At 64.6% G+C, this 23,673-nt stretch carries 20 protein-coding genes, 1 tRNA gene, 1 pseudogene and 2 riboswitches; of the genes and pseudogenes, 10 read left to right on the forward strand and 12 right to left on the reverse strand.

Annotation, left to right across the window (positions count from 1 at the left end):
* The first annotated feature begins 198 nt into the window (after window positions 1-198).
* Window positions 199-696 carry an SRPBCC domain-containing protein gene (locus AC50YA_RS21995; protein WP_494984305.1) on the forward strand — a complete coding sequence of 166 codons (498 nt, stop codon included), beginning with the start codon at window positions 199-201 and terminating at the stop codon, window positions 694-696.
* A gap of 63 nt (window positions 697-759) precedes the next feature.
* On the opposite strand, the gene AC50YA_RS22000 is transcribed toward AC50YA_RS21995, so the two are convergent.
* Entirely contained in the window at window positions 760-1,806 is a 1,047-nt protein-coding gene (locus tag AC50YA_RS22000) for a LacI family DNA-binding transcriptional regulator (protein WP_494984306.1), read from the reverse strand.
* Window positions 1,806-3,554: a glycoside hydrolase family 13 protein gene (locus tag AC50YA_RS22005; RefSeq protein WP_494984307.1), complete on the reverse strand. Its 1,749-nt coding sequence runs from the start codon at window positions 3,552-3,554 to the stop codon at window positions 1,806-1,808. The genes AC50YA_RS22000 and AC50YA_RS22005 overlap by 1 nt, the downstream gene beginning before the upstream one ends.
* Before the next feature lie 196 nt (window positions 3,555-3,750).
* Between AC50YA_RS22005 and AC50YA_RS22010 the strand changes: the two genes are divergently transcribed.
* Entirely contained in the window at window positions 3,751-5,121 is a 1,371-nt protein-coding gene (locus tag AC50YA_RS22010) for an FAD-binding oxidoreductase (RefSeq protein ID WP_494984308.1), read from the forward strand.
* A 130-nt stretch (window positions 5,122-5,251) separates the two neighbouring features.
* Here the strand turns inward: AC50YA_RS22010 and AC50YA_RS22015 are convergent, their stop codons facing one another.
* From AC50YA_RS22015 to AC50YA_RS22030, 4 genes are all read right to left on the reverse strand, one after another.
* Window positions 5,252-6,670, reverse strand: coding sequence for a DUF4032 domain-containing protein (locus tag AC50YA_RS22015; RefSeq protein ID WP_494984309.1), 1,419 nt, complete (start codon window positions 6,668-6,670; stop codon window positions 5,252-5,254).
* A gap of 173 nt (window positions 6,671-6,843) precedes the next feature.
* On the reverse strand, window positions 6,844-7,926 hold the full coding sequence (locus AC50YA_RS22020) for an ABC transporter ATP-binding protein (RefSeq protein ID WP_494984310.1): 1,083 nt from the start codon (window positions 7,924-7,926) through the stop codon (window positions 6,844-6,846).
* Window positions 7,927-8,160: 234 nt separating this feature from the next.
* Window positions 8,161-8,991, reverse strand: coding sequence for a trehalose-phosphatase (gene otsB / locus AC50YA_RS22025; RefSeq protein WP_494984311.1), 831 nt, complete (start codon window positions 8,989-8,991; stop codon window positions 8,161-8,163).
* Complete coding sequence (locus AC50YA_RS22030; RefSeq protein ID WP_494984312.1) at window positions 8,981-10,480, reverse strand: alpha,alpha-trehalose-phosphate synthase (UDP-forming); 1,500 nt, start codon at window positions 10,478-10,480, stop codon at window positions 8,981-8,983. The genes otsB and AC50YA_RS22030 overlap by 11 nt, the downstream gene beginning before the upstream one ends.
* Window positions 10,481-10,659: 179 nt before the next feature.
* Here AC50YA_RS22030 and AC50YA_RS22035 point away from each other — a divergent pair, with 179 nt between their 5' ends.
* From AC50YA_RS22035 to AC50YA_RS22045, 3 genes are all read left to right on the forward strand, one after another.
* A complete protein-coding gene (locus tag AC50YA_RS22035) occupies window positions 10,660-11,550 on the forward strand; it encodes a DsbA family protein (protein WP_494984313.1) in 891 nt (296 codons plus the stop codon).
* Between the two features lie 154 nt (window positions 11,551-11,704).
* Window positions 11,705-11,778, forward strand: a tRNA-Thr gene (locus AC50YA_RS22040).
* 347 nt (window positions 11,779-12,125) lie between these two features.
* Window positions 12,126-13,352, forward strand: a complete 1,227-nt coding sequence (locus AC50YA_RS22045; RefSeq protein ID WP_494984314.1) for a glycosyl hydrolase — start codon at window positions 12,126-12,128, stop codon at window positions 13,350-13,352.
* A gap of 8 nt (window positions 13,353-13,360) precedes the next feature.
* On the opposite strand, the gene AC50YA_RS22050 is transcribed toward AC50YA_RS22045, so the two are convergent.
* On the reverse strand, window positions 13,361-13,522 hold the full coding sequence (locus AC50YA_RS22050; protein WP_494984315.1) for a hypothetical protein: 162 nt from the start codon (window positions 13,520-13,522) through the stop codon (window positions 13,361-13,363).
* Between the two features lie 11 nt (window positions 13,523-13,533).
* Window positions 13,534-14,730 (reverse strand): glycosyltransferase family 2 protein, encoded by a 1,197-nt coding sequence (locus AC50YA_RS22055; RefSeq protein WP_494984316.1) that lies wholly within the window; start codon window positions 14,728-14,730, stop codon window positions 13,534-13,536.
* 248 nt (window positions 14,731-14,978) lie between these two features.
* Between AC50YA_RS22055 and AC50YA_RS22060 the strand changes: the two genes are divergently transcribed.
* Both AC50YA_RS22060 and AC50YA_RS22065 read left to right on the forward strand, forming a co-directional pair.
* Complete coding sequence (locus AC50YA_RS22060) at window positions 14,979-15,281, forward strand: DUF4193 domain-containing protein (RefSeq protein WP_185262608.1); 303 nt, start codon at window positions 14,979-14,981, stop codon at window positions 15,279-15,281.
* Window positions 15,282-15,517: 236 nt separating this feature from the next.
* Window positions 15,518-16,066, forward strand: coding sequence for an AMIN-like domain-containing (lipo)protein (locus AC50YA_RS22065; RefSeq protein WP_494984317.1), 549 nt, complete (start codon window positions 15,518-15,520; stop codon window positions 16,064-16,066).
* Window positions 16,067-16,181: 115 nt separating this feature from the next.
* Here AC50YA_RS22065 and AC50YA_RS22070 read toward each other — a convergent pair whose 3' ends face one another.
* From AC50YA_RS22070 to AC50YA_RS22080, 3 genes are read right to left on the reverse strand one after another with little or no spacing between them, the layout of a single operon-like run.
* Window positions 16,182-17,747 (reverse strand): APC family permease, encoded by a 1,566-nt coding sequence (locus AC50YA_RS22070; RefSeq protein ID WP_494984318.1) that lies wholly within the window; start codon window positions 17,745-17,747, stop codon window positions 16,182-16,184.
* Window positions 17,748-17,760: 13 nt separating this feature from the next.
* Window positions 17,761-18,786: an agmatine deiminase family protein gene (locus AC50YA_RS22075; RefSeq protein ID WP_494984319.1), complete on the reverse strand. Its 1,026-nt coding sequence runs from the start codon at window positions 18,784-18,786 to the stop codon at window positions 17,761-17,763.
* A complete protein-coding gene (locus AC50YA_RS22080; protein ID WP_494984320.1) occupies window positions 18,783-19,877 on the reverse strand; it encodes a nitrilase-related carbon-nitrogen hydrolase in 1,095 nt (364 codons plus the stop codon). The genes AC50YA_RS22075 and AC50YA_RS22080 overlap by 4 nt, the downstream gene beginning before the upstream one ends.
* 212 nt (window positions 19,878-20,089) lie before the next feature.
* On the opposite strand from AC50YA_RS22080, the gene AC50YA_RS22085 reads away from it, so the two are divergent.
* On the forward strand, window positions 20,090-20,569 hold the full coding sequence (locus AC50YA_RS22085; RefSeq protein WP_494984321.1) for a Dps family protein: 480 nt from the start codon (window positions 20,090-20,092) through the stop codon (window positions 20,567-20,569).
* A gap of 12 nt (window positions 20,570-20,581) precedes the next feature.
* Here AC50YA_RS22085 and AC50YA_RS22090 read toward each other — a convergent pair whose 3' ends face one another.
* The gene (locus AC50YA_RS22090) at window positions 20,582-22,168 is read right to left on the reverse strand and encodes an MFS transporter (RefSeq protein WP_494984322.1); all 1,587 of its coding nucleotides are present in this window, start codon (window positions 22,166-22,168) and stop codon (window positions 20,582-20,584) included.
* A 67-nt stretch (window positions 22,169-22,235) separates the two neighbouring features.
* On the opposite strand from AC50YA_RS22090, the gene AC50YA_RS22095 reads away from it, so the two are divergent.
* Window positions 22,236-22,775, forward strand: a complete 540-nt coding sequence (locus AC50YA_RS22095; protein WP_494984323.1) for a TetR/AcrR family transcriptional regulator — start codon at window positions 22,236-22,238, stop codon at window positions 22,773-22,775.
* 180 nt (window positions 22,776-22,955) lie between these two features.
* A riboswitch (glycine riboswitch) is annotated at window positions 22,956-23,053 on the forward strand.
* A gap of 1 nt (window position 23,054) precedes the next feature.
* A riboswitch (glycine riboswitch) is annotated at window positions 23,055-23,201 on the forward strand.
* Window positions 23,202-23,252: 51 nt separating this feature from the next.
* A pseudogene (locus AC50YA_RS22100) lies at window positions 23,253-23,673 on the forward strand (glycine dehydrogenase (aminomethyl-transferring)); the annotation flags it as partial.

The raw sequence follows: 23,673 nt of genomic DNA on the forward strand, positions 1-23,673 counted from the left end.
CCCTCCCGCACCACCCGGCACCCCACCCCCGCACCGGACGCTCTCTCACTTAACACAGAAAAAACCGAAACGCTCTCGCACCAACTAACAGAGCACTCGTGAAAAACGTGCAAGACCGCGAGAGCGTCCGCCGGAAACCTGCAGGAAGTGATAGAGCGTCGTGTGGGGGGATGCGGGGGCCGCGTAGAGTTGACGTCCATGGATAACCTTTTCAGCCACGCGGATGACGCACTCGCCGCCCCTGTTGATCCCGCACAGAACCTGGAACCTGTCATCTGCACAGTCGTAGTGCCCGGATCGGTGGCGCAGACGTTCGCCGGCTTCACGGATCACACGCACTTGTGGTGGCCACTGGATTCACACGGTGTGTACGGGGCCGGATCTTACGTTGAGTTTGAAGAGAACCTCATCGTGGAAACGACGGACGACGGCAGGACCGCCGTCTGGGGCTCCATAGATGACTGGCAGCCGCCCCTGTCTTTCCACGCGTCCTGGCACCCCGGGACCACCGCTCTGTGGTCCACTGAGCTGCGAGTCGCCTTCAGGGCGGTGGAGACCGGGACCGAACTGCGCCTGGTCCACAACGGCTGGGAAGGTTCGGAGGATCCTGCCGCCACGCGAGCCGCCTATGCTGCGGGCTGGCCGAAGGTGCTGGACCGTTTCGTGAGGTTCATGGGCGCGGAAGCTCAGGCCTGAAAGGCAGCTCCGAATAGACAGCTCTGAATGGAGACAGCCCCAGCATGGACTGCGGGGCCCGGGTCAGGCCGGCGGTACAGCCGTGCTGTTCCGCACCAGGAACTCTGTAGGGTACTCCCGGTCAGTGGCCACCGCTGACGGTGACGCGCCCCTGGCAGGCCGCTTCGCGCCGGCGTCGAGCGTTTCCAACAGCATGCGGGCCGCCAGCGTGCCTTGGCCGCGCGCATCCTGGTTGATGGTGGTCAGCCCGAAGACCTCGCCAAGTTCGTGCCCGTCCATGCCGATTACGGAGAGATCCTGCGGCACGCGCAGCCCGAAGTCGCGGGCGGCGAGGATGGCGCCGATCGCCATCTCATCGGAGGCGGCAAAAACTGCAGTGGGCCGCCCGGCCGCGGAGGCCAAGAGATTGCGGGCACTCGCATAGGCGCCTTGGATGGTGAAGTCCGCTGACACTACCCATTCGGGGCGGACAGCATGCCCCGCGGCCTGCATTGCTGCCTCAAAGCCGGCCCGACGTATCCCGGGCAGTTTGAAGTCCTGGTTCAGTTCGGCCTCGCCGGTGATGTGTGCGATCCGGGTGTGACCCAGTCCGAGGAGGTGCTCGGTGGCTGTCCTGGCGAGGCGGGCGTCGTCAATTCTGATGGTGGACGCGCCGGCCAGGGCGCCGCCGATGCCGACGATCGGACGGTGGATTGCCAGGAGCTGTTTGATTTCTGACTCGCTCAGGACCAGCGCCACAGCGATGACCGCATCCAGCCGCTTACGGAGCAGGAAGTCGTTCAGGACGCTGCGGCGGCGCTCCGGCCGGTCACCCACGTTGTACAGGGTGAGGTCGTAGCCGGCGTCGAGCAAGGTGCCGGACACGCCCTCCACCACGGACGAAAAGTACCAGCGGTGGATGGACGGGACCACTAACCCCACGTTGTGGTTACGGCCTGAGGCCAGGCTGGATGCATGGTAGGACGGGACGAAGCCCAGTTCGTCGGCCGCTGCCTTTGCCAGCTGCCGGCTCTTGGCCGACACATTCGCCTTGCCGCTGAGCGCCCGCGACACAGTCGCGATCGACAGCCCGGCGCGGTCTGCAACGTCTTTGATGCCCGCAAGTCTCACTACTCTGCGTCGCCTCCGTCAATCCGCAGCCACGCGGTTTCTCCGGAAGCCAGGAAGTGGGCTGCGTCCCGGCCAGAGCCAGAGCTCGCGCCAGCGCTGCGGACGAGAACGCTGCCTGCCGGCATTTCCAGGGGTTCGTGGTTGAGGTTCATGAGCACCAGCGTATCGCCGTTGAGGTACGCCAGGGACGAACCACTGCACCAGTCCTCGGCCCAAGCCAGTGACCCGCTGCCCAAACCCAGTTCACGGCGCAGCGCCAGCATGTTCCGGTACAGGGAGAGATGCGACGACGGCGATGCGGCCTGTGCGTCCCGTGCCAGTTCCGTGAAGCTCGCCGGCAAGGGAAGCCAGGGCTCCTGGCCGGAGCCGAAACCCAGGTGCCGTTCTGCGCTGCGCCATGGGAGGGGAACCCGGCACCCGTCGCGGCCCAGCCGGGTGCCTCCGGTGCGTGCGAACGTGGGGTCCTGCCGCAGGTGCTCCGGAATATCGATGCCGTCCGGCAGCCCGAGCTCCTCACCCTGGTACAGGTAGGCGGCGCCGGGCAGTCCCAGCATGAACAATGACGCGGCGGCTGCACGCCGGCGGCCCAGGGCTGTGTCCGGCTGCGGATCCGCCGGTCCGATGCCGTCGCCATCACGGGGACCGTACCCGTTGTAGCCAAAGCGGCTGGAATGGCGGACCACATCGTGGTTGGACAGCACCCACGTGCTGGGGGCTCCCACTGCGTCCAGGGCGGTCAGCGAGTCGGTAACAACACTACGCAGCCGGTAAACGTCCAGCCCGGCGTGCAGGTAGGGAAAGTTGAAGGCTTGGTGCATTTCATCGGAACGGACCCAGTCGGCGAGGCGGGGGAGTGGATCCACGTTGGCTTCGGCGCACAGAATGCGGTCCGGCCCGTACCCTTCCAGGATCAGGCGCCAGGCCCGGAAGATGTTGTGCAGGGCGGGCTGCCCGAACATCGGAGCCTCGTGGCCGGGGAAGCCGTCCGAGCTGCCGCCGTCGGCACGGCCGCCCCAGGCAGGCAGCCCCGGGGCTTTGACCAAAGCGTGGGCGACGTCCACCCGGAAGCCGGAGACGCCGCGGTCCAGCCAGAAACGGAGCACCCGCTCAAATTCGGCGTGCACGGCAGGGTTGTCCCAGTTGAAGTCGGGCTGGGAGGAATCGAACAGGTGCAGGTACCACTGGTCCGGCTGGCCGTCAGGACTGGTGACCCGGGTCCAGGCCGGGCCGCCGAAGTGGGACTGCCAGTTGTTGGGCGGTTCGTGGCCTTCGGGCCCGATGCCGTCCCGGAAGATGAACATGTCGCGCTCCGGGCTCCCTGCAGGCGAGGCGAGGGCTGCCTGGAAAGCCACATGCTGGTCCGAGCAGTGGTTGGGAACCAGGTCCACGATGACCCGCAGCCCCAAGCGGTTGGCCTCGGCAATCATGACGTCGAAGTCGTCCAGGGTGCCGAAGATCGGATCCACGTCGCAGTAATCGCTGACGTCATAGCCGGCATCGCGCTGCGGCGATTTGTAGAAAGGGGACAGCCACACAGCGTCCACATCCAGCTCGGCCAGTTGCGGAAGTTCCGCCGTAATCCCGGCGATGTCGCCGATGCCGTCGCCGTTGAGGTCGCGGAATGACCGCGGGTACACCTGGTAGATGACGGCGGAGCGCCACCAGCCGGGGGCATTGTCGGCATCGTGGATAAGGGACAGCCGGCCCATCAGTGGGGCGGTGGCGGTAAACGCTGTATCTACAGACATGGAGGACAGCCTAGACCCTAATCAACCGGAAATTGCAAACGTTTCCACGGGAAAATTAAAATGTCTACTGGTGGGTAGGTTACTGACCATCCCACCAAGCTGGAAACGTTTACAGCCGGTAGCGAAACGATGAGCCGAAGGGGGCCGCCACCCTAGACTGGGGGAGAACGACAACGACGACGGAACGGGAGGCTGCGTGGGCAGCTTGGTTGAAGAGCTGGTGGGCGCCCTCGGGTCAGGGCAGGTCAGTACCGAGGAGGAATTGCTCGAGAAGTATGCCGTGGACCAGGCTCCCGTCCTGGATTTCCAGCTCCCCGAAGCGGTGGTCTTTGCCAGGTCAGTCACGGACGTGCAGGCCGTAGTCAGGCTGTGTGCCGCCCTCAACGTCGCCGTCGTGGCCCGCGGAGCAGGGACGGGCGTTTCCGGCGGCGCGCACGCGAGCAGGAACTGCGTAGTCCTGTCCCTGGAACGGATGAACCGCATTCTTGACCTCAACCCGGACGACGAGACCGCCGTCGTCGAACCCGGCGTGGTCAACGCCGCCCTCAACGAGGCCGCCGCAGAGCATGGCCTGATGTACGCGCCGGATCCCGCGAGTTTCCGTTCCTCAACGATCGGCGGCAACATTGCCACGAATGCCGGGGGACTGCGCTGCGCCAAGTACGGCGTTACAAGGGACTCGGTGCTGGCGCTGGATGTGGTGCTGGCCGACGGGGCCCTCATCCACACCGGGCACCAGACGTTCAAAGGCGTTGCGGGTTACGACCTCACGGGGCTGTTTGTGGGTTCCGAGGGCACCCTGGGGATCGTGGTGGGGGCGACCGTCCGGCTCAAGTACCTGCCCCGTGACGTGCACACCATCGCCGCGTTCTACCCGAACTTCAGGCAGGCCGCGGCGGGCGTCCTGGCGGTGGGCCGGGCCCGCGTGCAGCCGGCCATCATGGAACTGCTCGACGGCGGCACGCTGGCCCAGCTGGATGACCTCCACGGCTCCGACCTGAGCTCGCGTGGCCGTTCGCTGCTCCTAATACAGACTGACGGGTTCGGGGCAGAGGCGGAGGCCGACGTCGTGCGTTCCGTCCTCGCCGCCGGCGGGGCAACCGTGAGCACGGAATCCACGGCGGAAGCCGAGCATCTCGTGGAGCTCCGCCGGAACAGCCGGGGTGTGGAAGTGGATGACGAATACCGCGTCGGCGAGGACGTGGCCGTGCCGCGCTCACGCCTGGTGGATTACGTGGCGGCGCTGGAAGACCTCGCGGCAACACATGGCGTGAGCCTGAAGGTAGTGGCGCACGCCGGCGACGGCAACCTGCACCCCACGTTCTGGATCGACAGGCAGGACAGTGCGGTGGACGCTGACGCCATGGGCCGACTAAACCTTGCCCTGGATGCCTCCATCAATGCTGCTCTCGAAATGGGCGGCACCATCACCGGGGAGCACGGGATCGGGCAGTACAAACTGCGCTGGCTGGGCCTGGAGCAGTCGGAACCCGTCAGGGAGCTCCAGCGCAGGATAAAGGAACTCTTTGACCCGGCAGGCATCCTGAACCCGGGCAAGGCCATCTAAAGGCCGGCGCCCGCCAGACAACCGGGTCGCAGTAAGTGTCGTTATGAGCGCTCATAACGACACTTGCTGCTATCTACTTGGGGCCGTGTTAACACAACCGTGCTGCCACCGCGGCGGGCCCCCGGCCCCGTCAGTCGTCGACGTCCGGGTACTCATCGATGGATTCGTCGGCACCATAGCGGGACTCTTCGGTTTCCACTTCAAGGATCTTCAGCATCGCCGTGTCCGGGTTGAGCATGATGGCCGCCTCGTCCCGGCGGTGGCGCAGAACGGACTCGATGTAGGACTGCACAGCCTCGGCAAGCGGAATGTGGCGGGCCTGCTCCTCGGACATGTACCAGCGGTGTTCCAGCACCTCGTGGACTGCCTCCGCCGGCTCAAGCTTGCGGGACAGGTCACGGGGGATCGAGCGCACGATCGGCTCGAAGACCTGGCTGACCCAGAGGTGCGCGCTGTATTCCTCGTCCATCCCGGGGTTGTTGTCCGCCCTAAAGGAGTCCATGTCATTGAGCAGGCGCCGGGCCTGGTTCTCCTGGGCGTCGAGTCCGGTCAGACGCAGCAGCCGGCGCTGGTGATGGCCCGCGTCCACCACCTTGGGCTGGAGTTGGATGGTGGAACCGTTCTGGGTGGTCTTGATGGCGTATTCCTCGACGTCGAAGCCCAGCTCGTTGAGCTTCCGGATCCGGGCGGCCACGCGCCAGCGTTCGCCGATCTCGAAGGATTCCTTCTCGGTCAGTTCCGTCCACAGGCGCCGGTAGCTCTCCATGATGAGTTCGCTGGTGGCCACCGGATCCACCTTCTCCTCGATCAGGCCGCCGTCCAGGAGGTCCATCAGCTCACCGGCGATGTTGACTCGGGCAATCTCGAGATCGTACTCGCGCTGGCCGGTGGAAAGATCGGGATACAGCTCGCCGGTTTCGGCGTCCACCAGGTAAGCGGCGAACGCGCCCGCGTCACGGCGGAAGAGCGTATTGGAGAGCGAGACGTCGCCCCAGTAGAAGCCGATGAGATGCAGCCGGACCATCAGCAGGGCCTGGGCATCGATGAGTCTGGTCAGGGTGTCCTTGCGCAGCATCTGCGAGAACAGGGCCCGGTACGGCATGGAGAACTTCAGGTGACGGGTGACCAGCACGGGGTTCAGCGGCCGCCCGTCCAGGGTGGTCCGACCCGTGATGACGGCAACAGGGACAACGCAAGGAACGTCCAGGCGGGCCAGCTTGCGGAGCATGTGGTACTCGTGGCGGGCCACATGTTCGGACGTTTCCTTGATGGCGATGACGGAGCCGCCCAGGTGCGCGAAACGCACGATGTGCCGTGAGATGCCGCGGGGGAGAGCTGCCAGGTTCTCCGCCGGCCAATCCTCCAGGGCGATGTGCCAGGGCAGGTCCAGGAGTTCGGGATCCGCGGACGCCGCGGTGATGTTCAGCGAACTGGAAACGGCAAGGACCTTGTCATCCTTGGCGCTTGCTGCCTCGAACCGCGGCAGTTTGCCGACCTGCGCGTAGTCCGTGGGCTCGTCGTGCCACTGTGCGCTGTTTTCATCGGTCATGGATCAATTCTTTCGTACAGAGGGGCGGCTGGCCTAAACATCACCGGTTAAACGCCGACGGCGGCCCGTCCAGTCAGGAGGGCCGCCGTCGGTTGGTTAATGCGCTGGTGGGTGGGCCCACGCTGGCAGGGTTCCCTGGCCGAAGCGGAGCGAGGCTAGGGTGCCAGTGGGGACTAGTCGCCCAGGCGCAGGCCGGTCTTGGTGTCGAACAGGTGCACGTGGCCCGACTGCGGACGGAAGTAGATGGTCTCGCCCTTCATCGGGGGGCGGCGACCGTCGACGCGTGCCACGATGTCGTGGTCCTTGCCGTCCAGCGTGGTGTGGCCGTAGATGTAAGCGTCGGCACCGAGTTCTTCAACGACGTCGACCTCGACCTGGAGGCCTTCGCCCCGCGGGGCCTGCTCCAGGTCCTCGGGGCGGGAGCCCAGGGTAACGGTGCTGCCGTGAGCCTCTTCGAGGACGTTGCGCGGCACGGGGTAAACCGTTCCGCCGAACTGGACGCCGCCGTCGACCACGGGCAGTTCGAGCAGGTTCATGGCGGGGGAGCCGATGAAGCCGGCAACAAAGACGTTCTTGGGCTTGTCGTAGAGGTTGCGCGGGGTGTCAACCTGCATCAGCAGGCCGTCCTTCAGCACAGCCACACGGTCGCCCATGGTCATGGCCTCGACCTGGTCGTGGGTGACGTAAACGGTGGTGACGCCGAGGCGACGGGTCAGGGATGCGATCTGCGTACGGGTCTGGACACGGAGCTTGGCGTCCAGGTTGGAAAGCGGCTCATCCATGAGGAACACCTGCGGGTTACGCACAATGGCGCGGCCCATGGCAACACGCTGGCGCTGGCCACCGGAAAGTGCCTTCGGCTTGCGGTCCAGGTACGGCTCGAGGTCAAGAAGCTTGGCGGCTTCACGGACACGCTCGGCGCGCTCTTCCTTGGAAACACCGGCGATCTTCAGCGCGAAACCCATGTTGTCCGCAACCGTCATGTGCGGGTACAGCGCGTAGTTCTGGAAAACCATCGCGATGTCGCGGTCCTTCGGCGGAACGTCGGTGACATCGCGGTCGCCGATAAGAATCCGGCCGGCGTTGACGTCCTCGAGGCCTGCGAGCATGCGCAGGGAGGTGGACTTACCGCAACCGGAGGGTCCAACGAGGACCAGAAATTCGCCATCGGCGATTTCAATGTTGAGCTTGTCAACAGCGGGCTTGTCTGTGCCCGGGTACAGACGCGTAGCGTTATCAAAAGTAACTGTAGCCACAGTTATCAATCCCTTCACCGGCAGGTACGTGCCGGACGATCCGTTGTGAATGGTTCATGTAATTCAGTTATCCACGGCATTGCAGCCGTGTACTCCCCGGCCGAAGCCGAGGAGTATCACGTGACGCCGCACGGTTCCTGTGCGCCACATCACAACCAAGAGTATGTCAGACGAATGGCGTATTGGTGCAAATGTTACGGAGCTCACATGTGAGGTTGGACATGTCCGTGAGGCTCAGCCCGTGCCGGGCTCTTCTTCGGCCACCACCAGGCTCCGTTCCTGCAGGAGTGCTTCGAGCAGTTCCGCGACGTGAGCCGGCGCTTCCACCCGGAACTCGGCCTGGGTGAAGTCCAGGCCCACCTTGACGCCCACATCGCCGGATTCCAGGCGTGCCAGGGCGTCTTCGTCCGTGACGTCGTCACCGGCGAAGAGGACAGCGGTGGCCCCTGTGATCTGGCGCAGGAACGTCAGGCCCTCACCCTTGGAGGCGTTGACGACCGATGTTTCCAGGACGCGTTTGCCGTTCTTCAGGAAAACGCCCTTGCGGTCCTGGAGAACTGAACGGGCCGCAGCCACCGCGTCCTCGGCAACATCATCCGTGGCCAGCCGGGTATGCAGGACCACGCCCGCAGGCTTGTCTTCGAGCAACGTGCCCGGTGCCTGCTCAACAATCTCTTCGAGGACCGCACGGACTTCGGCCAGCAGCCGGCGCTGGGCCTCGTCCAGTGTCAGCTCCGCGGAGCCGGGGCCAAGCCATGCTTCGGCGCCATGGCTGCCGATCAGCAGCGTGTCCACCGGGGGCGAGGCGACCGCGCGCAGGCTGGCGAGGGCCCGCCCCGAGATGAGTGCCGTCGTCGTGCGTGGAAGGGCGGCGAGCCCGGCGAAAGCGGCGGCCGAGCGCGGAAGCGGGCGGGCGTCGTCGGCGCGGTCAACAATCGGGGAAATGGTGCCGTCGAAGTCCATGGCCACCAGCAGGTGTTCCGTCTGGGCGATACGACGGGCGGCCTGCCGGAGTTCGGGGGACAAGGTGAGTGGGCCCTTGGCGGGCCGGGCGTCAGGAGTCATCGCGCACAACTTTCTCATTCAGGGCGGCCAGGAAGTCAGCTGACCAGTGGTCGACGTCGTGCTCCAGGATCTGCTTGCGCATGGACCGCATGCGGCGCGCGGCGTCTTTGGGAGGCAAATCGACGGCCCGCATGATGGTGTCCTTGAGGCCGTCGATGTCGTGCGGGTTCATCAGCAGCGCCTGCTTAAGCTGGTCTGCGGCGCCGGCGAACTCGCTGAGGACCAGGGCGCCGTCGTTGTCCTTGCGGGCAGTGACGTATTCCTTGGCCACGAGGTTCATACCGTCCCGCAGTGCGGTCACGAGCATGACGTCGGCGGCGAGGTACAGCGCCACCATCTCCTCCACGGGGTAGCTGTGGTGCAGGTAGCGGACGGCGGTGTTCTCGATGGTGTCGTAGGTGCCGTTGATGTGGCCGACGGTACCTTCGATTTCCTCGCGCAGGAGGCGGTATTGCTCAACCCGTTCGCGGCTGGGGCTGGCAACCTGGATCAGTGTTGCGTCACCGACGGTGAGCTTGCCTTCGTTCAGGAGTTCCTCAAAGGCCTTGAGCCGGTGCCGGATGCCCTTGGTGTAGTCGAGCCGGTCCACGCCCAGGAGGATGGTCTTGGGGTTGCCGAGGTCGTGGCGGATCTGGCGTGCACGCTCGATGATCTCGGGGTTGTGGGCCAGTTCGCTGATCTGGGCGACGTCGATGGAGATGGGGAAGGCCTGGGCCCTGGCGATGTGCGTGATTTTGCCGTCTTTACCCTTCACATGCACTTGCTGCTGCTTGACGCTGGCGCCCAGGAACCGGCGGGCGGAGCGCATGAAGTTGCCGGCGTCGCTGGGGCGTTGGAAGCCCACCAGGTCTGCGCCCATCAGGCCGTCGATGATGGCGTGCCGCCACGGCAGCTGCGCGAAGATTTCCGGCGGGGGGAAGGGGATGTGGTTGAAGAACCCGATCCGCAGGTCCGGCCGCGCTTGGCGCAGCAGCCGCGGCACCAGCTGCAGCTGGTAGTCCTGGACCCACACCGTGGCGCCCTGGCCGGCATGGCGTACGACGGCGTCGGCGAACCTTTGGTTGACCTTGCGGTAGGCGTCCCACCAGGTCCGGTGGAACTCCGGCGGGGCGATGACGTCGTGGTAAAGGGGCCACAGGGTGGCGTTGGAGAAACCCTCGTAGTAGAGCTCGACGTCGTCGTTGCTCAGCTGGACGGGGACCAGGTCCATGCCGCCGTGGCTGAAGGGCTCCACGGTTTCGTCCGGGGCGCCGTGCCAGCCCACCCACGCGCCGTCGGTCTTGGTCATCATGGGGGCGAGGGCAGTCACCAGGCCCCCAGGGGAGCGGCGCCAGCCGGAGCCGTCCTCGCTCTCACCTGGCGCGCAGCGGTCAACCGGCAGCCTGTTGGAAACAACCATGAAGTCATACGTGGCCACCGTGCTGTGGCTGCGCGCGGCGGCGCCGGCGGCAGGTACAGCTGATGGTTTTTCTTGGACGGGTGTTTGCATTGCGGCCCCCTGGGGTTGCTTGTGCCTTTAAGCCACCTTAATAGGATGGAATCTTCGCGGCTATTCGTCCGTTAGTTATTCGGGCTAAATACTTGAACGCGCAAGCTCTCAGGTTTGTCCCCTAAAATGATGGAGTCGCCACAGAGTGGTCCCCCTATGTCGATCGACCCAAGGAACACATGAGCCCCGCAAATGAAATACGCAAGTCCAAGGCTGAGCGAACCTCGGAGGCGCGCGAGAAGGCACGCCTGATCCGTGATGTGCAGCTGAAGAAGGACAAGCGCAACAAGCTGCTGATCGGCTGGGGCATTGTGGTGGCCGTGGTGGCCATTCTTGTGGTGGTCGGGGTGGTGGTGACCACCACGATGCGGCAGAACGCCCCGATCGCTGACCAGGGGCCGACGCCGGCCAACGGCAACGTCAACGGTGGCATCACCTTGCTGGCCAATACCGACGTCGCGAAGCTGGAACCGGCCACCGTTGATGCCGCTGCCGTGCCTGAAGCGCCCAAGACTGCACCGGCGGAGGTTGTTGCTCCCGGCGCCGAGGCTGAAGCGGGTAAACCCGTCAAGGTGGTCCTGTACGTTGACTTCATCTGCCCGGTTTGCAAAGACTTCGAGGCGAAGAACAACGCCCAACTGACGTCCCTGCGCAACGAGGGCAAGATCTCGGTGGAATACCGGGCCCTCGGGTTCCTGGACAGCCGGTCCTCGACGAATTACTCCTCCCGTGCTGCCAACGCCGCTGCGTGCGTTGTGAATGAGTCCCCGGAAAAGTACGCGGAGTTTGTGGACTCGCTGTTCGCCAACCAGCCTGCCGAAGGCAGTGCCGGTCTTTCTGACGACAAGCTCAAGACCATGGCCACGGACATCGGCGCCAAGAATATTGACACCTGCATCAACGAGAAGACGTACCGTCCGTACGTGAAGTTCACAACCAAGCAGGCGGCCGCCATCGGCGTCACCGGCACGCCCACCGTGTTTGTGGACGGCCAACAGTGGGGCAAGGGTGCCAGCGCGCAGACCCCGTTCCCGGACTTCCTGCAGGCAGCGATCACCGCAAAGGGCTAGAGGTCCTTCCACACAGAGGACCTGCTTCCGGATCGATTCCGGAAGCAGGTCCTTTCTTTTTGCTCCGGTTCGCCCTGGCCGGCGTTTTTACGAGCGGGCGGACTTGGGCTAACCTTATCTAGCGCCGTTGCGGCGCACGCCCTGTATGGGGCGCGCCTCCTTAGCTCAGTTGGCCAGAGCACCGCTCTTGTAAAGCGGGGGTCGTCGGTTCGAATCCGACAGGAGGCTCCGATTATTGCCCTGGTCGCAGGATCAGGCCTGAGGGCGGGCTTCCAGCGGTGCGCCGCTGCCGCCGATCTCCATAGCCCGTGGATCTTCACGGCAATCCAAAGCTGGCAAACAGGGCGGCCCAGGGCATCAAAGACCTCAATAGCTCCGGTGCCCTGCTGAAGTTGCTCGCGGAGTTGGGCCAGGACGGCAGGATCCACCAAGGCCACCGCGAGTTCCTTTCAAAAATATTCGAAAAAATCCAGTCTGGTTTCGGCGTCCAACCCTTAGGATCAGGAAAGTGCCGCTAGGCACCACCTGACCGGCGGATTTCCACCCGCCTTGCCGATTGCGGGGAACCGATCGCCATGCTCAGAACTTTGAAATCTATCGCGGCAGTGGTCGGCCTGGGCCTGGCCTTGGGACTGATGCCGGCCCAGGCAGCCCAGGCAGCGCCTGCCACAGGCCGGATTTCCCTCAGCCCGGCCACTGGGCTGGCAGGTTCCGCTGTCACCGTCAGCGGAACGGGATTCAAAGCCTCAACCACGGGGACGGTGATTGCCGGTGCCACGACTTTTCCCTTCAAAACGGCGGCCTCGGGTGCTTTCAGTACCGGGATCACCATCCCTTCCGCAGCCAAGGGATCGTTGACCATCACGGCCAAGACCTCCTCCATCCAGGCCTCGTCCGTGTTCACGGTAACCGCACCTGTCGAGGCGCTCCCGCCGGTCAGTACGGCCGCGCTTCGGTTCGGGGTCGCCACGGCCGGCGGCCCGCTGGCCAGCGGCGAACTGGACGAAGTGGCGCAGCTGGCCGGCGAAAGCCCGTCCAGCATTCTTTTCTACAAGGACTTCCTCCAGGCGCCCCCCATCGCGGAGATGAACTCCGTCCGGGCACGGGGCGCCGTCCCGCTCATAACCTGGGAACCCTGGGCCTGGGGCGGCGGAACGGAACAGCCGGCCTACTCCCTGGACCGAATTGCCGCCGGCGACTTTGACGCCCACATCACGCAGTGGGGCCAGGCACTTACCGCCTGGGGCCAGCCGGTCCAGCTCAGATTCGCCCATGAGATGAACGGAAACTGGTACCCGTGGGCCGAAGGCGTCAACGGCAATCAGTCCGGTGACTACGCAAATGCCTGGCGCCATGTTCACGACATTGTTGCTGCCACCGGTGCCGGCAACGTGTCCTGGGTCTGGAGCCCGAATGTCCCCTACTACGGTTCCACCGATCTCGCAGGTCTCTTTCCCGGCGTCGGATATGTGGATGTTGTAGCCCTCGACGGGTACAACTGGGGCACTTCCGCCTCATGGAGCGGCTGGATATCGCCGCAGGATCTCTTCGCTCCAGGAATAGCCCAGTTGCGTGCTCTGGCACCCGGAGTTCCCATCCTGATCAGCGAGACGGCTTCCAGCGAAGCAGGCGGCAACAAGGCTGCCTGGAACAATGACCTCGTGTCTTATCTCGCGGCCCAGCCCGACGTCATGGGCTTTGTGTGGTTCCATCTCCAGAAGGAAACCGACTGGCGCATCAACAGCAGCGCCACCTCCGCCTCAGCGTTCAAGTCCGCGTTGCAGGCGCGCCGGACTCCCTGACCCGGTATTCAGGGGCGGGACTTGCTGTCCCGGCGGAGCAGCCCCAGCAAGGCCACACCTATGAGCACCACGCCAAGCGCGGTCAGCAGGGCAGCCCCGACGTTCAGGCCGGTGTAGGCCAGTCCGGTTGCGGCCAGAGCCGCTCCGGACGCGGGAAGAGCTGCGTTCATTCCGTACATTGTTAGTTGATTTCCTCTGCTGTGTATTGCGCTTCCCAGCGGTCTACCCGCCGCCGGGTGATCTTTGCGGTCAGGACTGCGCACCAGGAGGCCATGAACCACCCGGACCGCAGCCACATAAACAATTCCTGCGGGAAGAACGTGGCTGCCATCAGGACGTCCTTCCAGTCGCAGTGCGGAATCCGAAGCGCCCGTTTGATGTCCAGCGCCACGAACAGGATTGGCACCAGCCACCAGAACAGGACGAAGTGAAACACTCCCAACGAGAGTGACAGGACAATTACTGCGATCCACAGCAGCTTCAGGAACACGCCCAGCAGACCCATGGCCTGCTGGCCCCAGTCACGCAGGGTCAGCCGGTTAATTCCAAGGTCCAGCAGGTCTTCCACTGTGCCGACCTGCCATTTCATCCGCTGGCCCCACAGTGCTTTGACTGTCTTCATCGAGTCGGTGTAGGCGCGGACGTCCGGGGATACCTGGCAGATAAAACCCAGTTCGCGGATGCGATAGGTCAGTTCGAAGTCCTCGACCTGCGAGGTGTAGACCCACGGCCCTTCCCGGTCGTCCCGGGCCGCGATCTGCCGAAGGACGGCGTTATTGATGGCACAGCCGGTTCCTGCCAGAACGCTGGTACGGCCCCGTCTCAGGGCCGTATCAGTCCAGGTGGCGAATTCAGCCTTCTGCAGCCGACTCAGAAATCCGGGGTCCTGCATCGTGAACTTCGACGACGAGCCACCGAGGAGCGCGCCCCTTTCGGCACCGAACTCCCGGGACCAGGCTTCGACGGCGTTCGGCGGCAGGACAGTGTCTGCGTCCAGGCAGATGACCACGTCGGCGTCGTAGGCGTACTTTGCCCAGGCCCGGTTAAGGGCTTCGGATTTGCGGTGTTGCAATCGTGGAAGCTCCATGGTGGTCACCGGGTACTTCCGCGCTTCCCAGGCCGTTGAATCGGTGCAGCCGTTCGGGATGACCACGATAAGGTCCGCGGGACGGGACTGGAGCATCAGGCCATCGAGGGTTGCCCCGATCGAGCCGGCCTCGTTGTAGGCGGGCACCAGCACCACCACGCGCAGGCCAGGTGATGCTGGGGTAGCCCCGGCTGGATCGGACGCGACCCGGGCCTCCCGCCGGGTGGGCCGAACAATGGATGAGCGTGTCACGTCGGCCGGGAACGGGGGCAGGGACAGTACAGCGTCCATGGCGGCCTCCTCGGGTGGGTTTGCGGGCCTCAGTTGCCCGCAAACCCATCCTGCAGGCGCCTTCTCAGATTTCGCCCCCGGATACCGTCAAGGTTGCATCAATACGGCTCCGGCGGCTTGGACAGGTCCAGCAAGCGACAAAATCTGTCTGGTTGGCCACACTGTTGCCCAAGGAACGGCATAATGACCTAAACTGCTTCACTGAGGCGCCTGAAATGGTGCCGTGCAGCGACGAAAGTGAACACGTTATGGCTACCGATTACGACGCTCCACGCAAGACTGACGACGAGGCTTCTGCCGAGTCGCTGGAGGCGCTGCAGGCATCCCGCAGCGGCAATGCCCAGACCGCAGTCATCGACGTCGACGAGACCGACACTGCCGAAGGCATCGACCTGCCCGGAGCCGATCTCTCCGGCGAAGAGCTGACCGTCATTGTTGTTCCAGAACAGTCCGATGAATTCACCTGCGCATCATGCTTCCTGGTCCGCCACCGTTCACAGGTTGCGCGCGAAAAGAACGGCATGAAGTACTGCATCGAGTGCGAAGGCTGAACGCCCGACGGCGGCACTGCGGTGAGGCGCGCCGGCGTCGTTATTATGCATAACGGCAGGGTGCAGAAACGGCGTTAATAGCGTTTCGATTGCCCCATTAAATGCTGCAGAATCACGCCCGCGTGACCGGAACCAGCGCAAATTAACGGTTCCGCGCCGAAGCGGCAACAACCCTTTTGAGACGCACCGGATGCTCCTACGCTTGAGCTACCAAATCACTCGAAGGGTGGCCCACAATGAAAAAGTTTCATACGTGGCTGACAGTCATTTTGATGGCTGTCGGATTGGGTTTCCTGGCTCCGGGGCCCGCCTCGGCAACCACATCCTATTGCGGGCTCGTATGGGGGTCGCTGGCTAAATCAAACCCGGCCATGAGCACCGCATCCGTCACCAACGTCCGGACGGGGCAGCACTACTGCTTCGACCGGATGGTGGTTGATCTCAACGGCCCCGTTGCCGGCTACACGGTCCAGTACGTTCCGACCGTGGTCCAGGACGGTTCAGGTTTTGACATCCCGCTGCTTGGCTCCGCATTCCTCCAGGTCACTGTGAACGCGCCGTCCTACGACAGCAACGGCAGCGTCACGTACAGCCCGGCGGCAAAGGCCGAACTGTCCGACGTCTCGGGATACCAGACCTTCCGGCAGGTTGCCTACGCGGGCAGCTTTGAGGGCTACACCAGCATCGGACTGGGCGTTCGTGCCCGGCTCCCGTTCCGGGTGTTCACCCTGGACGGCCCCGGATCCGGATCGCGCATGGTGGTGGATGTAGCGCACTTCTGGTGACCGGCGGTTCGCTGCTGAACCGCAGTTGAGACAAGATCAGGAAAACCAAAGAACGGCGCCCTGCTCCGGAGACTTTCCGGGCAGGGCGCCGTTCTGTGTGCTGTGGGTGGCGCAACTACTCGGGGACCACCAGCGCAGGGGTGTCCCGGCGGATGGTTTCACCGCGGAAGAAACCGGGGCTCAGGCGCGCCATGATGACCATGAACACCGCTCCGAGCGCCAGGATTCCGATCCCCAGGACAAAGACCAGTCCAACCCCGAAGACCTCGGAGCCGCTGCCGAACTCCGGCGCCCAGCTGTCCACCGCCGTCTGGAGGAACACTACAAACAGCCCAACGCCGCCCAGCACCGGGCACAGGAGCCGCAATACGAAGTTGCGGACGCTGCTGAACACGCTGTTCCGGAAGTACCAGGAGCAGGCGATGGCGGTCAGGCCGTAGTAGAAGCAGATCATCAGGCCCAGCGCCAGGATGGTGTCGTTCAGGACGTTTTCGCTGATGACGTGCATGATGGCGTAGAACCCGGCGGACAGGACGCCCGCCGCGACGGTGGCGAATCCCGGCGTCGAGAACTTCTTGCTCATGTGGGCGAACGGTTTTGGCAGGGCGCTATAGTGCGCCATGGCCAGCAGGCTGCGCGAGGGCGAGGTGAAGGTCGACTGCAGCGAGGCTGCGGAGCTGGACAACACCGCGAGGGACATCAGGATGGCGAACGGTCCCATGATGGGGGAGGCCAGCGCGGTGAAGACGTTTGCGCTGTTTTCCTCGTTGTTCAGGCCGATTCCGGTGTCCCCGACGCCGGCGAACATCATGGTGGCGATGGTCACCAGAAGGTAGATGCCCAGGACGACGACGGCGGTCAGCGTGCCTGCGAGGCCGGCGGTCTTCTTGCCGTTGGCGGTTTCCTCGTTCACCGTCAGGCACACGTCCCAGCCCCAGTACACGAAGATGGACAGCGAGATGCCGGCCGCGATCTGGCCGAACGTCTCAATCCTGGTGACGTCGAACCATTCCCAGCTGAACGGGATGGCAGTCTCCGACGTGGACCAGTTGGCGAAAGCCATGGCCACAAAAAGTCCCAGGACCAGCAGCTGGAAGCCCACCAGGCCGTACTGGACGATCTTGGTGCTGTGCAGGCCACGGTAGCTGACCCACACGGCCAGCGCCACGAACACGAAGCACGTCAGGACGTTCAACGGCTTATTGGCCGCGAGGTCGGCGAGTTCCGGCGAGCCCGTCAGCTGTGAAAGGAAGAGATAAAAGAAGTCCACTGCCACGCCCGCCAGGTTGGACAGGACGATGATGTTGGCGGCGAGCAGTCCCCAGCCGCCCATCCAGCCCACCCACGGGCCAAACGCTTTGGTGACCCAGGTAAACGTGGTGCCGCTGTCCGGGGAATCGGCGTTGAGTTCCCGGTAGGCGAGTGACACCAGGATCATGGGGATGAACCCGATCAGGAAAATGACGGGCAACTGGAGACCCGCCTCATTAACCGTGGGGCCAAGGGCACTGGTCAGCGTATAGGCCGGTGCGATGGTGGAAATGCCAAGAACGACGACGGCGAGGAGGCCCAGCTGCCCGCCCTTCAGTCCTTTTGCGGTGATGCCGTGCGCCGAGCCGGCAGTGTCCGAACCGGCGGCGTCTGTCCCGGCGGGCGTGTTCTTACGGATGGTTTGCGTCATTGTCCAGCGCTTTCTACGAGGCAGCAGGCTGCTGTTGGGTGATGCAGTGGATGCCGCCGCCGCGGGCAAAGAGCTCCCGGGCGTCAATACCGACCACGCGGCGGCCAGGGTAGGCCTCTGCCAGGATCTGCAGTGCCTTGTCATCGTTGGAGTCGGCGAAGATACAGGCGATGACGCCACCGTTGACCACGACGTGGTTGATGTAGCTGTAGTCGACAAAGCCTTCGTCATCCCAGAGCACTTCCGGGGCAGGGACTTCGATGATGGTCCACTCCCGTCCGGCCGCGTCCCTCGTGGTGCGGAGGTGCTCGATTATGTCGCGGCTCACCTGGAAATCCGGGTGGCGGGGGTCCTGCTGGGAATGCACCAGCAGTGTGCCGGGGGAGGGGATGGCGGCCACGATGTCCACATGACCGCGCGTGCCGAACCGTTCCGAGTCCCTGGCCAGCCCGCGGGGGAGCCAGACCACTTGGGTTGCGCCGATGGTCCGGGCGAGCTCGGCTTCGACGTCGGCCCGGCTGAGTTCCGGGTTGCGGCCCGGATCCAGCTGCACGGTTTCGGTCACCAGTACGGTTCCCTCGCCGTCCACCTGGATGCCGCCGCCCTCGTTGACCAGCGCGGAGACGATGTGCGTGGCGCCGGCGCGGCCGGAAACCTCGCCGGCGATCAGCGCGTCCTTGTCCCATCGGGCCCAGTCCTGGGCGCCCCAGCCATTAAAGACCCAGTCGACGGCGCCCAACGTCCCGTCCTGGCCGAGCACAAACGTGGGGCCGATGTCCCGCATCCACGCATCGTTGAGCGGGGCCGTGAGTACCTCGACGTCCGGGTGCAGATAGCGGGCGGCGATGCCGACGTCGTCGGGGTCCACCACCACGGTGACCGGTTCAAATTCGACGGCGGCGTTGGCCACCGCTGCCCAGGTGGACCGGGCAGCGTGGGCATCTTCGTCCGTGTCACCGAGGGTGTAGCCGCCAGTGGGAAAGGCCATCCACAGCCGCTCCTGCGGAGCGGTTTCGGCGGGCATGCGCCACGTGCTCATGCGGTCACCTTCTGACGGTTGATTGGGCTTGTGGGCCCGGTGTTTGAGCTTGTCGAAATCCCGCCGAGCGGCTGGTCACGGCGTACCGGTTCGGTGAGCCGGCCGTAGGTATCGGGGCGGCGCGTGGCCAGGAAGGGGAAGAGCGTCAGCCAGTCCCGGCGCTGGTCCAGGTCGAGGTCGGCCACCAGCACGGCCGATTCGTTGCGCGGGGCCTGCACCAGGACGCGGCCGTACGGATCGGAGATGAAGGAGGAGCCGTAAAAGTTCAGCGTTCCTTCATCGCCCCAGCGGTTGGGCGCCACCATGAACAGGCCGTTGGCGATGCCGTTACCCACAATCACCTGCTGCCACAGCGGCTGGGTGTCGAAATCCGGGTGGTCCGGCTCTGAACCGATTGCAGTGGGGTAGACCAGGATCTCTGCGCCACCGAGGGCGTAGAGCCGGGCCACCTCCGGGAACCATTCGTCCCAGCAGGTGGGCATGCCCAGCCGGGCGCCGCCCAGTTCTGCCGGAGCGTGGACCTCGTAGGCATCCGCGACCGCCGGCCCCTGGCGGAAGAACTTGTCTTCGTAGTAGCCGGCGGTAACCGGAATGTGCAGCTTGTGCGTGCGGGCGAGCAGCTCACCTTCGGACGACACCAGGATGGCTGTGTTCAGCCCCAGGCCGTCGTCGCTGCCGTCAGGGTTCTCCGCCTGCTGGTACAGCGAGGCATGGACAGCCACCCCGTGGCGGCGGGCCGAGTCGGCAGCAAACCGAAGGGTGGGCCCCGTGAGCAGGTCCTCTGCGGTGTCCGACGGCCGGGGCCGGACCGCGACGGGCTGCACCGCTCCGGGCCGGACCGCGCCGGGCCGGGAGGTGTCATTTTCCGGCAGGGTGTCGGCGGGGTAGCGGGAGAGTGTGAGTTCCGGCAGGAACACCACCGTGGCGCCGAGCCGGGCGGCGCGTCCGATGCCCTCATCTAGTTCGGCGCGCAAAGCCGCATTGTCTGCGTGCCAGCGGTACTGCACTACTCCTACCCGGAGGGCAGGGCGTGTGGACGGCGTTGTCCGGGCCAGGGAGGTGGGTGAGTCGAGGCAGGAAATTTCAATCATGTGCTTACTCCAGTGAGACGACCGTCACTAAATGAATGACGTTCATTTAGTATGAAGGGCGGATGGCTTTCGCGCAAGGGTTTAAATGAATCCAGTTCTTTTATGTCGCTCCGGTCAGATTAGTAAGCTCACTGAGAAATTTGCTTCCGGCCTGCCGCGACCGATCCCCGGGCTGATAGCGTCGGCATTACTGGACCAATCGAGGAGGATTCATGAAAGCTTCACCGACCCTGACCAACAACCTGCAGGCCGTACTCGCGGACCTGATCGAGCTGCACATCCAGGGCAAGCAAGCCCACTGGAACATTGTGGGAACCAACTTCCGGGACCTTCACCTGCAGCTGGACGAAATCGTGGATGCCGCCCGGCAGTTCGCGGACGATATGGCCGAGCGGATGCGCGCCCTCCACGCCCTGCCGGACGGCCGCAGCTCCACAGTGGCAAAATCCACCAGCCTGGCCCAGTTCCCCGAAGGCCTCATCAATACCAAGGACGCCATTGAGCGGATCGTTGCTGCCCTCGAGGCTGCCGTGGGCACCATGCGCAAGGTCCATGACGAAGTGGACGAAGAGGATCCCACCACCGCGGACCTGCTCCACGAATTCATCGCCAAGCTGGAGCAGTACGCGTGGATGGTGAACGCGGAGACCATGAAGGCCTCCGCCAGCGTCACCGCCCCCGACGCCAAGTAGGCCCCGCCAGTCCTAGTCCGCCGTCGGAACTTTCCGGAGTACGACGGCGGCAAGGACTGCCGCGCTCGCCATCAGTACCAGCGCAATTGCCGCAGTGGTGTGGACGCCCGAATCAAACGCCAGGCGCGCTGCGCCGCGGAGCGCTTCGGCCAGCGGAGCAGGAAGGCTGCCCGCCAGCTCCACGGCGCCCGCCAAAGTTTCGCCGGCCTGGTGCACGGCAGTGCCGGATGCCGTTTCCTCCACCCCGGCCGGCAGCAGGAGATTGCGCTGGTAGGAAGCGGTCAGGATGGAGCCCAGCACCGCCGTCCCCAGCAGGGACCCCACCTCATAGCCCGTCTCCGAGATGGCGGCCGCCGCTCCTGACTTCTCCGCCGGAACGGAGCCCAGGATGAGGTCATTGGAAATGGTTTCCGCTGTGCCCACCCCCAGGGCGAGGATAAGCAGCGCGGCCATCAGGAGGGCCGGGCCGGAGCCGTGATCACCAAAGACCACGATTCCGTAGCCGGTGGCGCTCAGGGCCAGGCCAGCCGCCACCACAAAACCCGGACGCACTTTCCGGACCAGCGGCACCACGGCCAGGCCGGCCAATACTGTGGCCACCAGGGCCGGGATCATGGCTATTCCGGCGGCCGACGGTGTCATCCCGTCCAGGAGCTGCAGGTGCTGGGCGAGGAACAGGATGAAGCCGTTGAAGGAGAACAGGGCCAGCACGTTTGCCGTGATGGCGGTGCTGAAGACCCGGTTGCCGAACAGGGACATGTCCAGCAGGGGGCTGGCCAGCCGCTGCTGGCGGCGGACAAAGACGACGCCCATGGCCAGGCCAAAGGCAACAAGCCCCACCGGAGCGGCCCCGAAACCTTCGGTTGCCAGCTCCTTGATGCCATACACAACGGGCACCATGACCAGCAGGGACAGGGCGATGCTGGGCACGTCCACCCGTCCGGGCCGCGGATCTTTTGATTCCGGGATGAACGCAGGACCGAACGCCAGCAGTGGCAGCATGATGGGCACAGCGACCAGCAGGATGGCGCCCCACCAGAACTGCTCCACCAGCCAGCCCCCAAAGATGGGACCCAGGGCGGCGCCGCCGGAGAAGCCGGCCGCCCAGATGGCCACGGCCAGCCGACGCCGGTTTGGGTCCGGAAAAATGTTGCGGATCAGCGACAGGGTTGAGGGCATCAGCATGGCGCCGAAGAACCCCAGCAATGCCCGTCCCGCTATCAGCCACTCCGCGCTGGGGGCGAAGGCTGTTGCTGCTGAGACCGCGGCGAATCCAATGCTGCCCGTCAACAGCAGCCGGCGGCGCCCGATCCGGTCACCCATGCTGCCCATGGCAACCAGCAAGCCGGCAAGCACCAGGGGATAGGCGTCCACAATCCATAGCAGCTGGACTCCGGTGGTTTCCAGGCTGCTCGCAATGGCCGGAAGCGCAAACGTTAACGCCGTGTTGTCCACCGCAACCAGGAGCACCGGAAACATCAGCAGGGCCAGTGCGAGCCAGTCGCGCCAGGGCGCCTTGGCGGGCCCTGACGGCCGAAGATCGGCTGCCGTCGCGGAGGTGCTGCGGATGTTCTGGTTGGACTGTGCGGACAACGTCATATCGATAACTATACCGTCCAGACGGTATAGTTAAGAAACGAGGTCCGGAGCGTGCATGATTGAAGCCATGGCCAGAAATCCCGTCGCACGCGATGCAGTCCTTGACGCTTTTGAAAAACTCCTGATTGACGTGGGGGAGCGGGCTGCCACGTTGGACGCGGTGGCCAAACGGGCAGGCGTGTCCAAAGGCGGCCTGTTGTACCACTTCCCCAACAAGGAAGCGCTGATCGCTGCGGTGCTGGAACGGATGGATCGCCTGGCCATCGAGGATCTCGCCCTGATGGCCGCAGCAGCCGAAGGTGCGGCGGCCTACTTCATCCGTTCCTCGCTCTGGTCCGATTCGCCCATGGACCGCTCCTTCGTGGCTGCCACGCGACTGGCCGAAGTGGCCCATGAAGAGGCCCGGCGGCGTTTTGCCGCGATCCAGCAGCAGTGGTTGGACCTGATCGCGGCCGACGTCGGCCCGGCCATGGCGAAAGCCGTGCTGTACATGGGGGACGGGCTCTATTTCAACGCCATGTGGGAAAGCGGCACCAGCGGGGACGGCCGGGGCAGGCATGGAGACATTGAGGAGCTCCTTGCCGCCGTGGAGCGGCTGCGGGGCTGATTCTGCTCCATCATTCGGCCGGCCCCTCACCCCGCCCGCGTGTATCCGGACGCGCTGGAGCTCCACACCGGAATGATTGAGCAGAATCCGACGACTTCATTTGCCCGACGGCCCGGGGCGTAGGAGAATTGGACCTCGTGGCGGCCATCTGCGGCCGGCGCAACAATCTGAATATGCCTTTGATCTGCGGCGGGAGAGTTCTGTTAGTAGGTACAACAGGCGCCGTAGGAGCAAATCCTCCCCAGGAATCTCTCAGGCCCACGTACCGCCGCGGCCAGGCAACTCTGGAAAGTGGCAGGCCGTCCGCCTGAAGCGTCCCGGATCACTCCGGAATGTCAGGACCGCTGTGCCCACCGACGGTGCAAGCGTCAGCTTTGCGGAAGCAGGCTGCGCGGAAACTCTCAGGTCCCGGACAGAGCGGGGAGGAACCCGAATCGATGTGGCGTACCCTGCGCCGCCTTAGTAATGGAGTTCCTTGTGAGTGTTAATTCGGCCTCGGCCACTTTCGTTGACCGGCACATCGGCGCCCGCCGCCAGGCCGATATTGACACCATGCTCAAGGCCGTCGGCTACGACACTGTGGACGCGCTGGTGGATACTGCCGTCCCCAACGACATCCGCCAGGATGCAGCCCTCCGCCTCAAGGAAGCCCTGAGCGAGGTTGAGGTCCTTGCGGAGCTGCGGAAGCTCGCGGCGAAGAACAAGACGGCTGTGCAGATGATCGGCCAGGGCTACTACGACACCGTGACGCCCGCGGTGATCCGCCGCAACATCCTCGAAGCGCCGGCGTGGTACACCGCCTACACCCCCTACCAGCCGGAGATTTCCCAGGGCCGGCTCGAGGCTTTGCTGAACTTCCAGACCATGGTCCAGGACCTCGTCGGCCTGCCGATCGCGA

Source organism: Pseudarthrobacter sp. RHLT3-21, from assembly GCF_059383495.1.